Source organism: Acidovorax sp., assembly GCF_016783915.1.
Taxonomy (GTDB): domain Bacteria; phylum Pseudomonadota; class Gammaproteobacteria; order Burkholderiales; family Burkholderiaceae_C; genus Acidovorax.
In genome coordinates this window covers 1-13,851 of sequence record NZ_JADHVT010000003.1, presented here as the reverse complement: position 1 = coordinate 13,851, position 13,851 = coordinate 1, and the positions used below count along the sequence as shown (strand labels likewise).

Sequence of the window (13,851 nt, the reverse complement as noted above, 5' to 3'; positions counted from 1 at the left end):
GCCTCTGCGTGTAAGCAGTTGTGCAATGGCCTGTGGGGGCCTATCAGCCCCCGCTTTTTGTCGCCGGATGGCGACAAGGGGTGGGTGCTTTGATCAAAACACCCTGTGAATCAAGGACTTACTCGTGTCGCTCATCCACGACATCGTCCGCATCGCCTGCATCCTGCTTGAACTGTCCAGGCGTCAGCGCATGCTTTTGCAGCAGGCGGTAGAACTCGGTGCGGTTGCGTTGCGCCAGCCGCGCCGCATCGGCCACGTTGCCGTCGGTCATCTTGAGCAGGCCCACCAGGTACTCGCGCTCGAAACGCTGGCGGGCTTCGGCAAAGCTCAGCACCTGGGTGGACGGGGTGCGCAGCGCGCGCTGCACCAGTGTCAGCGGCACCAGGGGGGTGGTGGACAGGGCGCACACCTGCTCGACCACGTTGTAGAGCTGGCGCACGTTGCCTGGCCAAGCCGCCGTCGTCAGGGCCTTGAGCGCCTCGGGCGCAAAGCCCGACAGGCGCTTGTCGTATTTGCGGGACAAGCGGTCCAGAAAGTGGTTGGCCAACAGCGCAATGTCCTCGCGCCGCTCGGCCAGGGTGGGCAGCACCAGCGACACCACGTTCAGCCGGTAGTACAGGTCCTCGCGGAACTGGGCGGCGGCCATGGCGGCCTCCAGGTCCCGGTGTGTGGCCGAGATGATGCGCACGTCGATGGGGGTGGCCTGGCTGGCGCCCACAGGGCGCACGGCACGCTCCTGCAGCACCCGCAGCAGCTTGACCTGCAGGGAGGGGGGCATGTCGCCAATCTCGTCCAGCAACAGGGTGCCACCGTCTGCGGCTTGAAAGAGCCCCTTGTGGTTGCTCACCGCGTCGGTGAAGGCGCCTTTGACGTGGCCGAACAGCTCGGACTCCAGCAGCGCCTCGGGAATGGCGCCGCAGTTGACCGCCACAAACGGGCGAGCCGCACGCGGGCTGGCACGGTGGATGGCGCGCGCCAGCAGCTCCTTGCCCGAGCCGCTGTCGCCGCGCAGCAGCACGCTGGCGTCGGACTGGGCGACCATGTACGCCTCGGACAACAGGTCCGTCATGCGGTGCGACCTGCTCACGATCTCGGCCCGCCAGTCGTCATTGGCATGCGGCTGCGCAACGGCTGGGGCGCTGAGCGCCAGGGCCTGCGCAATCTTTTCGAGAAGCTCTTTGCCGTCGTAAGGTTTGGTGAGGTAAGTGAACACGCCGCGCGACGTGGCCTCCACCGCGTCGGGGATGGTGCCGTGAGCGGTCAGCAGGATCACGGGCAGTGAGGGGTGGCGGGCGCGCACTTCGTCGAACAGTGCCAGGCCGTCGCGCCCCGGCAGGCGCACATCGCTGAGCACCAGCTGCGGGCGCGCAATGTCCAGCTGGGCCAGCGCCGCCTCGGCCGAGCCCACGGCCACCACGTCGTGCCCGGCCGCGTTCAGGCGCAGCGACAGCAGCCGCAGCATGTCGGCGTCGTCGTCCACCACCAGGATGCGGGCGGGTGGGGCGGCGCCGGTGGGGGCGGAAGAGGCCATGACGGGTGAGTAGGTCAGGGGGTGGGCCGCGGCGCTGCGCCATTGCTCGCTGCAGGTGCGGCGGGGGCTGAGGGTGACAGTGCCGGCGTGGGGCGCGTGCTCAAGCTGCGCTCGATGGCACGCACGGCCTCCAGTCGTTCGCTGAGCTGGTCGTTGCGGCGTTGGCTGTCGCGCAGCTGCTGGGCCTGGCGTTCGAGCTGGTCCTCCAGTCGGCGTTGTTGCAGCAGCCGCGCCTCCAGCAGCCGGGCCAGGGGGTGCAGGGGCTGTGCCGCGGCGCTGGTGTTGCCGAGCACACGCTGCACCAGGCCAAGCGCACGGGCGGTGTCCACCGCCTGGCGCGTTTGTGCAAGGGCCGTGGCCAGTAGCAGCGGCGTATCGGCTGTGCCGTCCTCCGCTTCGTTGAGCCGGGCAATTTCCTTGGCCAGTTCGGCGGGGGGGAGCTTGAGCACACGGTCTGTCTGGGCCAGCAGCAAGGCAACGGGAGCGTTGGTGTCGGCCTCCGTGCCGTGTGTTTCGGTGGAACCCACTTCAATCGCCGGGGCCACGGGCACGGCGATGATCATGGCCACCGGTGGCGGCTTGGCGGGGGCGGGTGGTGGCGGGGTGCTGGCGCAGCCCGCCAGCAGCGCAGTCAGCGCAAGCAGCGGCCACCGCAGGGCGTATGAAGGCAGGGTGGTGGGGCTAGGTGGCATGGGGCAGTTCGATGCGAAAGATGGAGTGTGCGCCTTCTTCCACCAAGCGCACTTGGCCACCATGGGCCTGCACGTATTCCTGCACGATGGACAGACCAATGCCGGTGCCACGCACGGCATCATCCGGCTGGCGAACACCCCGGTAAAAGGGTTCAAACACGCGGTCACGGTCCACTTGGTCCACGCCTGGGCCTTGGTCAAAGACATCCAGACGCACCTGACCGGGGGGGTGAGAGAGTACCAGCCGCACTGTGCCCTGGGGTGGAGAAAAGCGGATGGCGTTGGAGAGCAGATTGCTGACGGCGGAGGTGATCTTGTCGGCGTCGACGGGCATGCGCACGGGCGGCCCCTCCACCCGTACGGTCAGGCCCTTGGCCTGCCACTGGAGCCGCTGGGCCTCGACCTGGGCCTCCAGCAGGGCCAGCAGGTCGGTGTCACGCCGCTGCAGCTGGCGCGCTTCGAAGGCGGCTGCGTTGAAGCGCAGAAGGGCCTCGATCTCGCCTTGCAGCTGCAGCGTGTTGTGGTGCAGGATCTGCGCGACTTCGCGCTGGCCCACGGTGAGTTCGCCTGTCACGCCATCCTGCAGCAGCGCCACACCCTCGCGCAGCGCGGCCAGCGGAGTCTTGAGTTCGTGGGACACATGGCGCAGGAACCGCGCCTTGTCGGCATCCAGCTCCAGCAGCCTCAGTCGCAGCCACTCCAGCTGCTGGCCCAGTCGGCGCACGTCGTCCGGGCCGGAGATCAGCACTGGCTGGTCCAGCTGGTTTTCGCCCAGCTGACGGATTGCGCCTTCCAGCCGTTTGAACGGCCGCGCCAGCCAGATGCCCAGCGACAACGCCAGCACCAGCGCCAGCACAATGGCGCTCACCAACTGGTGCGTCACACTGCGGCGGCTTTGCTCCACCTCGTCCTGCAGCGCCTGGTTGCGTTGGGTATTGATGTCCTGCACGGTCTGCACCATGGTGCTGTGCAAGGTCTCCAGGGCCACAAACTCTTCGGCGACCAGGCGTTCGTTGTCGAGAGCGCGGTCAGGTGGAGCGTCCAGCAGGGCTTTGACGGCCTCCATGTGGGTGCGCCACGCCTCGGTCTGCGCGGCGGGCAAGCCGGCGGCCTGCAGGTGGTCGAGCACGGTGATGGCTTCGACCGCCATGTCGTCAAAGCTGCGGCGCAGGGGGGCATCGCGCAGCACCAGGGACTGCCGCGCCGCACGCTCCAGGGTTTGCCCGCGTTGGTTCAGGCCTTGCGCGGCCGTGGTCAGCGCGGTGGCCTCGGCAGCGCCATGGCGGCTGAGCACCATGAGCTGCTCCAGCGTGTGCAAGGCCCGCAGCGAGCTGACCCCCAGCAAGACTGCAATCAGCACAAACGCAAGCAGCAACAGTTGCTGGAAAGAGAGGCCATGCAGCAGGCCTTCTGAGGGTGGCGGTGCCGTGGGTGGTGTGCTCGGGGTGGGCATTGCAGCCAGGTGGGGCGGTACGCGCTGTGTCTGTGCCCGCGCGTCAGCCGGCCAGTGCGGCGGTTTCGTGGGTCAGCACCGCGCCGCGCAAGGTATAGGCCTTGGCCTCGGTGATGGTCACATCGACCATCTGCCCCACCAGGCGGGGTTGGCCCACAAAGTTGACCACGCGGTTGCACTCGGTGCGGCCCATCAGCTCCGTGGCGTCGCGCTTGGAGGTGCCTTCGACCAGAATGCGCTGCACCGTTCCTACACGGCTTTCGCTGATGGACTTGATGTTGGCGTTGATGACGCCTTGGAGGTGCTGTAGGCGGCGCAACTTCACGTCGTGCGGCGTGTCGTCGTGCAGGCCCGCCGCCGGGGTGCCGGGGCGGGGGCTGAAGATGAAGCTGAAGCTGTTGTCGAAGTGGATGTCGTCAATCAGCTTCATCATCTTGTTGAAGTCGTCTTCCGTCTCGCCGGGGAAGCCCACGATGAAGTCGCTGCTCATGGCCAGGTTGGGGCGGATGGCGCGCAGCTTGCGCACCGTGCTTTTGTATTCCATAGCGGTGTAGCCGCGCTTCATGGCCATCAGGATGCGGTCGCTGCCATGCTGCACGGGCAGGTGCAGGTGGCTGGCCAGCTTGGGTAGCTTGGCGTAGGCCTCGATCAAACGGGGCGTGAACTCGTTGGGGTGGCTGGTGGTGTAGCGGATGCGCTCGATGCCCGGAATGTCGGACACGTATTCAAGCAGCAGCGCAAAGTCGGCAATCTCGGCCGTGCCCCCCATCTTGCCCAGGTAGGCGTTCACGTTCTGGCCCAGCAGGGTGATTTCCTTGACGCCCTGGTCAGCCAGGCCCGCCACTTCCACCAGCACGTCGTCAAACGGGCGGCTCACCTCTTCGCCACGGGTGTAGGGCACCACGCAGTAGCTGCAGTATTTGCTGCAGCCTTCCATGATCGACACAAAGGCCGATGCGCCCTCGACACGTGCGGGCGGCAAATGGTCGAACTTCTCGATTTCGGGGAAGCTGATGTCCACCTGGGGCTTGTCCAGGCGCTCGCGCTGGTTCAGCATCTCAGGCAGGCGGTGCAGGGTCTGAGGGCCGAAGACCACGTCCACGTAAGGTGCCCGCTTGATGATCTCGGCGCCCTCCTGGCTGGCCACGCAGCCGCCCACGCCAATCTTTACCCCGCGCGCTTTCAGGTGCTTGATGCGGCCCAGGTCGCTGAACACCTTCTCCTGCGCTTTCTCGCGCACCGAGCAGGTGTTGAAGAGGATGAGGTCGGCCTCATCCACGTTCTGCGTGGGCTCGTAGCCCTGGGCTGCGTTGAGCACGTCGGCCATCTTGTCCGAGTCGTACTCGTTCATCTGGCAGCCGAAGGTTTTGATGAAGACTTTTTTGGCCATGGCAATTTCGCGAAAGAGCAAGCAAACACCGCGCTCTGCAAGGCGCGGAGACTGTGAATGTCACTACGGCGCAGTGGCTAAGCGGCCACGCCGGAAAGGAGTTACTTCAGAGCGGCGCCCGAGCCGGTCGTGATGTTCGTGATGACGGCGTCGCTGCCCTTGCGGGGCTGTGCTGCCTCGCCTTCGGTCAGGATCCATGCGGAATGCAGCATGCCGGTGCTGTTCTCCAGCACGTAGTTGACCTTGAAGGACTGACCCAGCACCGTATGTGCCATGACCAAGGTGTTCTGTGGGCTGAACAGACGCATGCCAGGGGCCATACGAATGGTCTTGCCATTGAGTGTTGCTTCGGACGTGGTGTTGATGCTCAGCGTGCCACGCAGTGCGGCTTCGGGGAAGGGGCGTGAGAGGCCCAGGCCTGGCTGTATCTGGGCGGAGGCAGGTGCCACGGCGCAGAGTGCCGTGCATGCCACTACTGCCAGCAGTGCAGCCTGCCGGAGGCGGGACGCACGATGGGCTGGGTAGGGGTTGGGAGAGTGTGTGGTGCAGCGGTTCATGGTTTACATCCAGGGGCTGAAGGCACAATTCTAGGCGGGGTTGCCAGCGTGGCACATCCCTCTGGCAAGTCAAGTGGCTCCGTACCTCGATGGGCACAGGAACAGGTTCTGGGGCTCGCCTCAAAGAAAAAACCCACAGTGGGTTGCCGCACTGTGGGTTTTTGTATTTGGTGGTCGTAGGTGGACTTGAACCACCGACATCAGCATTATGAATGCTGCGCTCTAACCAACTGAGCTATACGACCGGAAACCAGAATTATAGAACAAAAATTATTGGTGTGTGAAGTTCGCGGCGCGTTTGTTCATGAACGCGTCCATGCCTTCCTTCTGGTCCTGCGTGGCAAACAGCGCGTGGAACAGGCGGCGCTCGAACATCACGCCGTCGGCGAGCGTGCCCTCGAAGGCGCGGTTGACCGATTCCTTGGCAGCCATCACGGCCAGTTGGGAGAAGCCCGCCACGATGATGGCGGCGCCCAGCGCCTCGTCCATGAGCTTGTCGTAAGGCACCACGCGGCTGACCAGTCCGGCGCGCTCGGCTTCGGTTGCGTCCATCATGCGGCCTGTCAGGGCCATGTCCATGGCTTTGGATTTGCCCACGGCGCGGGGCAGGCGCTGCGTGCCACCGGCACCAGGGATCACGCCCAGCTTGATTTCGGGCTGACCGAATTTGGCGTTGTCGGCGGCGATGATGAAGTCGCACATCATGGCCAGCTCGCAGCCGCCGCCCAATGCAAAGCCGCTGACGGCTGCGATGACGGGTTTGCGGATGGAGCGGATGGTTTCCCAGTTACGCGTGATGTAGTCGCCCTTGTAGGTGTCGGCAAAACTGTACTTGGCCATGGCGCCAATGTCCGCGCCCGCAGCAAAAGCCTTTTCGCTGCCGGTGACGATCATGCAGCCTATCTTCTCGTCAGCGTCGAACGCCTTGAGGGCTGCGCCCAGTTCATTCATGAGTTGGTCGTTCAGCGCGTTGAGCTGCTTGGGGCGGTTGAGGGTGATGATGCCGACCTTGTCCGCTTCAACGCGCACCTCGATGGTTTCGTAAGCCATGAAATCTCCTGGGGGTTATGGTTGGTTATGGAAGCTGCTGCAATATACCCAAGCCGGTGGTGCTTTGCTGCCGTCAGGCCAGCCAGCGACCTAGCGCTGCGGCGTCTGTCACCGTCAGGCTGATGGTGTCTGGGGTCATGGATCCGCTGGCGGTGTTGCGTCGGCCTTTGGTGCGGACTCCAGCCGCTTGGGCCGGAGGCAGTTCCAATGGCAGTCGCATGAGTTGCCCGTCGCGGGCAATCAGTGCGTACAGGCTCGTGTGGTTGCCCGCGTAAAAAGTGACGTCGTCGAGTTTGCTGATGCGCCAGCCCTGGCCTTGCACCTCCACGCCCAGCCACTCGTCGCCCGCAGACATGCCCGCCTTCTCTGCGGCTCCGCTTCGCAGGACGGTCTTGATCTGCACGCTGTGGTTCTCGGCCACGCGCAGGCCCAGGCGCTGGGCCAGTTGTGGCCGGTCGGCCTTGAGTGCCACGCCATGGGCTGCCAGAAGCTCCGATAGCGGCAGGTCTACGGTGCTGTGCACCCAATGCGCCAGTTCCTTGTCGAATGGGCGACCGGTCAGCTCCTCGAGCACGGCGCGCAGGTCCGCTTCGGTCATCGGGCCGCCCGCGCAGCGCTCCCACAGTGCGCGCATCACATCGTCCAGCGTGGCTTTGCCCTCGCGCCGCAGGGCCAGGTCCAGGCACAAAGCCACCAATGAGCCCTTGGTGTAGTAGCTGACGGTGGCGTTGGGTGTGTTCTCGTCCTGGCGGTAGTATTTCACCCACGCGTCAAAACTGGCTTGGGCCACGGTTTGTACCGACCGGCCCGGCGTTTGCAGCACCTGGTTGATGGTTTTGGTGATGAGCTTGAGGTATGTCGCGTCGTCCAGCAGCCCCGCGCGGCGCAGCAGCAGGTCGTCGTAGTAGCTGGTAAAACCCTCGAAGAACCACAGCAGCTCGGTGTAGTTCTCCCGGGTGTAGTCGTAGCTCGTGAACTCGGCGGGCCGCAGGCGCTTGACGTTCCAGGTGTGAAAGTATTCGTGGCTGATGAGGCCCAGGAGCGTGGTGTAGCCCTCAGTGGCCCTTGCCTCGCCCTGACGCGGCAGGTCACGCCGCCCGCAGATTAGCGCCGTGGAGTTGCGGTGTTCCAGCCCGCCATAACCATCTCCTACGGCGTTGAGCATGAAGACGTAGGTTTTGAAAGGCGCTTTGCCTTCGCGGTGCCAGAAGCGGATGGCAGTTTCACAAATTTTTTGCGTGTCGGCCAGCAGGCGCTTGCCATCGAACGACGGAGCCGCACCCGCCACTACAAACTGATGGGCAATGCCACCGGCTTTGAAGCGCCCGACCCAGAAGTGGCCCAGCTCCACCGGGCAGTCCACCAGTTCATCGTAGTCGGCCGCTGCATACAGGCCGAACCCTTGTTTATCCACCGCCAGTGACCGTAAGCCCGTGGCGGCTGCCCATGCGGCGGTGGCTGCAGTGCGCACCAGCTCTAGCGTGTGGGGCTGTTGCTCCTGTCCGTGCACGCGCAGGCACAGGCTGGTGCCGTTGAAAAAGCCACGTGACGCGTCCAGCCAGGCAGTGCGCACGGAGCTGTCGTAGGCACACACCTGGTAGGTCAGTGCCAAGGGCTTGTTATCAGTGCATTGCACCTGCCAACGGTGCTTGTCCAGCTGGACTGGTTGCAGCGCGCGTTGGCCTTGTTGGGCCTTCAGGGACTGCAGATTTTTGGAGAACTCCCGCACCAGATAGCTGCCAGGAATCCAGACCGGCAACGACAGTTCTTGGGACGCCGCGGGGCGCCGCACCGTGAGCGTCACCGTGAACAGATGCGCGTGCAGGTCCGTGGGTTCGATGCGGTAGTGAACGTCTGCGGCAGGGGCTTTGCGGGCAAGTGGCATGGTGTGTGCAGCGGGAGGGCTGCGCAGGGTCGTCGGTGGGTCGGTCAGCGGGGGGTCAGTTGGCGGCTGGGGCGTCGCTGGAGGCTTCTGCCAGGCGCTTTTCCACCTCCTGGGCTCCGATCGCGCCTGGCACGCGCGTGCCATTGGCAAAAATCAAGGTGGGTGTGCCGGTGATCTTGTGCTTCTTTCCAAAGGCCAGGTTGCGCTGCAGCGCGCTGGTGTCGCAGCTGGCGGCAGCTGCTGGCTTGTCACGCACCATCTGGTCTTGCCATGCGGTGGCCTGGTCCTTGGCGCACCATATGTTGCGCGACTTCTCGGCCGAATCCGGGCTCAGGATGGGGTACAGGAACAGGTACACCGTCACGTTGTTGATCTGCTGCAGGTCGCGCTCAAAGCGCTTGCAGTAGCCGCAGTTGGGGTCCTCAAACACGGCTACCTTGCGCTTGCCATCCCCCCGCACGATGGTCACGGCGTCTTTCAAGGGGAGGGCCGAAAAGCTGACGGCGGTCAGCTTGCTAATGCGGTCTTCGGTGAGGTTGCGGCGCGCCTTGGAGTCGATGAGCTCACCCTGGATCACATAGTCGCCCTTGGCGTCTGTGTAGAACAGGTCGGTACCGATGCGCACTTCGTACAGCCCCTTCATGGGCGTGGCGCGCACCTCATCAATCTTGTCCATTTGAGGAATGCGCTCGGCCAATGCCTTGCGGATGGCAGCCTCTTGCGCCGTGGCGCTCAGGCTCAGGGTGGCTGCCACGACGGTCAGCAAAGCAGTGGTCAATTTCATCATGTTCCCGTTCAATCAAACTTGCGCGTTCAGCGCATCCCCATGGCCTGGCGGGCCACAAAATCCTTCAGCAGGCCGCTGCGTTCAAAGCCCTTCATGCCCCAGTTGCGCAGCGCCTGCCAGGGCGCCTCCGGGCGCGCAAACAGTTGCTGCAATCCATCGGTGGCCAAGCCCATCGCAACCAGAGCCGCTTTTCGCTGGCGTTCGTAGCGCCGCAGCAGCCGCAGGTCGGCGACGCTGCGCCAGTAGTCGCGCGTGCGCAGCACCTCGGCCAAGGCCGCCACATCGGCCAGGCCCAGGTTAAGCCCTTGCCCTGCCAGCGGATGCACGTTGTGGGCTGCGTCGCCCGCGAGCACCCAGCTGCGTGCAGCAGTGCCACTGGTTGAGGCAACGCCGCACCATCGGTCTGCCTTGGCCAGCTGCAGCGGCCACGTAGCGCGCTCCGCAATAAGGTGGGCCTCGCCGAGTGTCTGTTGGCTGGCAGTCTGCAGTTCCTGGGCAAAAACGTCGGCAGGCAATGCCATCAGTGCGGAAACCCGATCCTCAGGGACGGACCACACCACGGCCACAGAGTTCCCCTGGGCTCCCTCCAGCGGCAAAAAAGCCAGGATGCCTTGTGGCAAAAACCACTGGCGTGCCACCTGTCCATGCGGATGTTCGCAGCGCACCCGCGTGGCAATGGCGTGCTGGGCGTAGGGCATCACGTCAAAGTGCACGCCAAACTCGGCCCGGGTAGCGCTGGCGCGGCCTTCGCACACGACGGTCAGTGGCGCGGCCACCTGGGTATCCACCACCTCCACCAGCGGTTGAAACCGCACGGCCTGTGTCAGTCTTTCTTCCAGGGCCGGGACATCCACGATCCACGCCAGCGCCTCCAGCCCTTGGGGCGTGGCATCAAAATGCACGCAGCCATCCTGGTCGCCCTGCACCTGCATGTGCTTGACGGCGGTGGCGTGCTCGGCGTCGGGCCAGCTGCGCAGCGATTCGAGCAAGCTGCGCGACGCGGCATTCAGGGCGTAGGCCCTGACGTCTGTGGCTGCCGCGCTGTGTGGGGCCGGGGCTGGGACCAGTGCCACCTTCAGTCGTTCCCGCGCCAGCAACAACGCCAGGGTGCGGCCCACGATGCCGGCGCCACGAATACAGATATCAAAGGTTGGGGCCATGAGAGGCATTGTAGGAGGGGTCTTACCCCCTGCAAGGAGAGGGCAGAATTGCGGTCTGGCCTTTCTGGCACCCTTCTTCAGGAGCACCTGGCGTGAGTTTCCCTTCCGAGTCCGATCTGTCCGGCATCATTGCGCGGCTGTTTGTGTACCCCGTCAAATCCTGTGCGGGCATTGAGGTGCAGCAGGCATTGCTGACAGAGACGGGTCTGGACCTGGACCGTGCCTGGATGGTGGTCGATGCGCAGGGCATGTTCATTACCCAGCGCAGCCTGCCACGCATGGCGCTGATTCGGCCTCAACTCAAGAGCGATGAAATGGTGCTCCGTGCCCCCGGCATGCTGGCCCTGCATGTGGCGATCGACGCGGTGGAGGCTCCGGCCACGGTGACCGTCTGGCGCGACACCGTACCCGCGTGGGACATGGGGGCCGTGGCGGCCCAATGGTTCACTGATTTTCTCGGTCAACCCTGCCGCCTGGTGCGGTTTGACCCGGAACACCAGCGCCTGTCCAGCCTGGAATGGACAAATGGGGTGGAGGCCCCCAACCAGTTTGCCGACGGGTTTCCACTGCTGGTGGCCAGCGAGGCATCCCTGCAGGAGCTCAATGCGCGGCTCACGGCGGGTGGTCACGCGGCGGTGGGCATCGAGCGGTTCCGGCCCAACGTGGTGCTGGCAGGGGTGGATGCCCACGACGAGGACCGTGTGGACCTGCTCCACGTGCAGGGCGATGACACCACCGACATCCACCTGCAACCCGTGAAGCCCTGCGCGCGATGCCCCATCCCCGACATTGACCCGGCCACGGCCGAGAGCAACCCGTCGGTGGGCGACACCCTGCGCACCTACCGCCAGGACAAGCGGCTGGAAGGCGCCATCACGTTCGGCATGAACGCCATTGTGCGCAGCGGCGCAGGACAGTGGCTGCGTGTGGGGCAACGCATTGCTGCCGATTTGCGGTTTGAATGACGGCCTGATTCGGGCTATCTGCAGTGGGCGCTGGGCGGGCCCGTAAAATCGGGGTTTGTCTCCAGAACACCAGAAAGCCCTGCCATGAGCCTCCAATGCGGCATCGTGGGCCTGCCCAATGTCGGCAAGTCCACCCTTTTCAACGCGCTGACCAAGGCTGGTATTGCCGCCGAGAACTATCCCTTCTGCACCATCGAGCCCAACGTGGGCGTGGTGGAAGTGCCGGATCCCCGCCTTCAGCAGCTGGCCGAGATCATCTCGCCCGAGCGCATCGTTCCCGCCATCGTCGAGTTTGTGGACATTGCCGGCCTGGTGGCCGGCGCTAGCCAGGGCGAAGGCCTGGGCAACCAGTTCCTGGCCCACATCCGTGAAACCGACGCCATCGTGAATGTGGTGCGCTGTTTTGAAGACGACAACGTGATCCACGTGGCTGGCCGCGTGGACCCGATCTCCGACATCGAAGTCATCCAGACCGAGCTGTGCCTGGCCGACCTGGGTACTGTCGAGAAGGCGCTCAACCGCTACACCAAGGCTGCCAAGTCGGGCAACGACAAGGATGCCGCCAAGCTGGTGGCGCTGCTCACCCGCATCCAGGCCGCACTCAACGAGGGCAAGCCGGCCCGCTCCGTGGAGATCACCAAGGAAGAGCAGCCCCTGCTCAAGTCCCTGTGCCTCATCACGGCCAAGCCCGCCATGTTTGTGGGCAACGTGAGTGAAGACGGCTTCGAGAACAACCCCTTCCTGGATCGTCTCAAGGACTACGCCGCCAGCCAGAACGCGCCCGTGGTGGCCATCTGCGCCAAGATGGAAGCCGAGATGGCCGAGATGAGCGACGAAGACCGCGACATGTTTCTGGCCGAGATGGGGCAGACGGAGCCCGGCCTGGCGCGCCTGATCCGCGGCGCCTTCAAGCTGCTGGGCCTGCAGACCTATTTCACCGCAGGCGTAAAGGAGGTGCGCGCCTGGACCATCCACATCGGCGACACCGCACCCCAGGCAGCTGGCGTGATCCACGGCGATTTCGAGCGCGGCTTCATCCGGGCGCAGACCATTGCCTTCGAGGACTTCATTGCCTACAAGGGCGAGCAGGGTGCCAAGGACGCTGGCAAGATGCGCGCCGAAGGCAAGGAATACGTGGTCAAGGATGGCGACGTTCTGAACTTCCTCTTTAACGTCTGAACAGGAAGAGCTGTTCTTCAGGGTTCGCCAATGTTCGAAGGTGTTGGCTAACCCATTGATAGATATAGGGAAAGTTGTTCGCCGGTGAACTAGATCGTTCGGGGGCATTTTCCATATATGGGGGCATGACTGGGGGCACGCACGGTGCATGCCCCCTCCCCAAGGAGAAATCATGCCCCCAAACCACCTCGAAACCCGCATGGATGCTGGCTTTGCAGCCGTTTCCGATGCCCCCAAAAGTCAGGCCCGGCGTGGCATCAGTGATGCAGCCCTTCGCGCCGCCAAGCCCAAGAGCACGCCCTACAAACTCTCTGCAGGCAACGCGCTTTATCTGGAGGTCAAGCCCAACGGGGCCAAGCTTTGGCGCTGGAAGTACCGTCTTCTTGGCAAGGAGAGCCGCGTAGCTCTGGGGAGCTATCCGAAGCTGTCCCTTCGTGAAGCGAGAGAGGCCATGGAAGCCGCTCGCAAGCTGGTTGCCCAAGGCGTTCACCCAGCCCAACAAAAGAAGCTCGAACGCCTCAAAACTGGCGTAGACCACGCCAACACCTTTGAAGCTGTTGCCCGTGAGTGGGTGGCACGGCAAGATTGGCAAGACGTGACCAAGGCTCGGCGCTTGAATATGCTGGAGCGCGTCGTGTTTCCTCATGTGGGAGCGCTGCCAATCCGACAGGTCCAGTCCGTGCATGTTCTTGACATCCTGGAGCGGGCCAACTCCCGCAACGGCAATAGCGTGGCCTGCGAAGCCAAGCGAACCATGTCCTCCGTGTTCGAGCTCGCGGTATCCACACTACGCGCCGATCTAGACCCGGTGTACCCAGTACGCAAGGCTGTGGCGGCGAACAAGACCCAGCACAAGCGGCCTTTATCTTTCGAGGAGGTTGGAGCATTGCTGAACGCGGTGGAAGGCCATGGCGGCTACTACCAAATCCAGGCCGCGTTCTTCCTCATGTGGTTGACCCTGGCCCGCCCATCAGAAGTGATCGAGGCCGAATGGTGCGAGTTCGATTTGGATCAAGCGTTATGGCGTATCCCCGCGCAGAGGATGAAGAAGCGTAAGGAACACCTGATCCCTTTGCCTGCCCAGGCCGTTGCATTGCTGCGCAGCCTACACACGCTCACCGGCAACCGAACCCATCTCTTCCCCCACCGGGACGACAGGAGAAAACCTATGGTGACGGCATCGTTCCGGCAAATGTTGAAGG

12 protein-coding genes and 1 tRNA gene are annotated in these 13,851 nt (G+C 64.1%); 3 read left to right on the top strand and 10 right to left on the bottom strand.

The genetic code is table 11. From position 1 onward, the window contains the following. Window positions 1-118 precede the first annotated feature (118 nt). The 10 genes from ISS20_RS01260 to ISS20_RS01215 all read right to left on the bottom strand — a co-directional run bounded on the left by ISS20_RS01260 (window position 119) and on the right by ISS20_RS01215 (window position 10,505). The gene (locus tag ISS20_RS01260; RefSeq protein WP_291432953.1) at window positions 119-1,531 is read right to left on the bottom strand and encodes a sigma 54-interacting transcriptional regulator; all 1,413 of its coding nucleotides are present in this window, start codon (window positions 1,529-1,531) and stop codon (window positions 119-121) included. Between the two features lie 14 nt (window positions 1,532-1,545). Beyond that, window positions 1,546-2,223: a hypothetical protein gene (locus ISS20_RS01255; protein WP_291432952.1), complete on the bottom strand. Its 678-nt coding sequence runs from the start codon at window positions 2,221-2,223 to the stop codon at window positions 1,546-1,548. Beyond that, a complete protein-coding gene (locus tag ISS20_RS01250) occupies window positions 2,213-3,676 on the bottom strand; it encodes an ATP-binding protein (protein WP_291432951.1) in 1,464 nt (487 codons plus the stop codon). Before ISS20_RS01250 ends, ISS20_RS01255 begins: the two co-directional genes overlap by 11 nt. Before the next feature lie 43 nt (window positions 3,677-3,719). Further along, on the bottom strand, window positions 3,720-5,066 hold the full coding sequence (gene miaB, locus ISS20_RS01245; protein WP_291432950.1) for a tRNA (N6-isopentenyl adenosine(37)-C2)-methylthiotransferase MiaB: 1,347 nt from the start codon (window positions 5,064-5,066) through the stop codon (window positions 3,720-3,722). A 101-nt stretch (window positions 5,067-5,167) separates the two neighbouring features. Beyond that, entirely contained in the window at window positions 5,168-5,539 is a 372-nt protein-coding gene (locus ISS20_RS01240; RefSeq protein ID WP_291433079.1) for a hypothetical protein, read from the bottom strand. A 252-nt stretch (window positions 5,540-5,791) separates the two neighbouring features. Continuing rightward, window positions 5,792-5,868: transfer RNA gene (locus ISS20_RS01235), tRNA-Met, on the bottom strand. A gap of 25 nt (window positions 5,869-5,893) precedes the next feature. After that, a complete protein-coding gene (locus ISS20_RS01230; RefSeq protein WP_291432949.1) occupies window positions 5,894-6,673 on the bottom strand; it encodes an enoyl-CoA hydratase in 780 nt (259 codons plus the stop codon). A gap of 73 nt (window positions 6,674-6,746) precedes the next feature. Beyond that, the gene (locus tag ISS20_RS01225; RefSeq protein ID WP_291432948.1) at window positions 6,747-8,558 is read right to left on the bottom strand and encodes a peptidase M61; all 1,812 of its coding nucleotides are present in this window, start codon (window positions 8,556-8,558) and stop codon (window positions 6,747-6,749) included. Between the two features lie 55 nt (window positions 8,559-8,613). After that, complete coding sequence (locus tag ISS20_RS01220) at window positions 8,614-9,342, bottom strand: DsbC family protein (RefSeq protein ID WP_291432947.1); 729 nt, start codon at window positions 9,340-9,342, stop codon at window positions 8,614-8,616. A gap of 29 nt (window positions 9,343-9,371) precedes the next feature. Next, the gene (locus ISS20_RS01215; protein WP_291432946.1) at window positions 9,372-10,505 is read right to left on the bottom strand and encodes an FAD-dependent monooxygenase; all 1,134 of its coding nucleotides are present in this window, start codon (window positions 10,503-10,505) and stop codon (window positions 9,372-9,374) included. 92 nt (window positions 10,506-10,597) lie between these two features. On the opposite strand from ISS20_RS01215, the gene ISS20_RS01210 reads away from it, so the two are divergent. The 3 genes from ISS20_RS01210 to ISS20_RS01200 all read left to right on the top strand — a co-directional run. Next, complete coding sequence (locus ISS20_RS01210) at window positions 10,598-11,470, top strand: MOSC N-terminal beta barrel domain-containing protein (protein ID WP_291432944.1); 873 nt, start codon at window positions 10,598-10,600, stop codon at window positions 11,468-11,470. 84 nt (window positions 11,471-11,554) lie between these two features. After that, window positions 11,555-12,649 carry a redox-regulated ATPase YchF gene (gene ychF, locus ISS20_RS01205; protein ID WP_056746891.1) on the top strand — a complete coding sequence of 365 codons (1,095 nt, stop codon included), beginning with the start codon at window positions 11,555-11,557 and terminating at the stop codon, window positions 12,647-12,649. 172 nt (window positions 12,650-12,821) lie between these two features. Next, on the top strand, window positions 12,822-13,851 hold a 1,030-nt coding region (locus tag ISS20_RS01200), incomplete at its 3' end, for an integrase arm-type DNA-binding domain-containing protein (protein ID WP_291432941.1).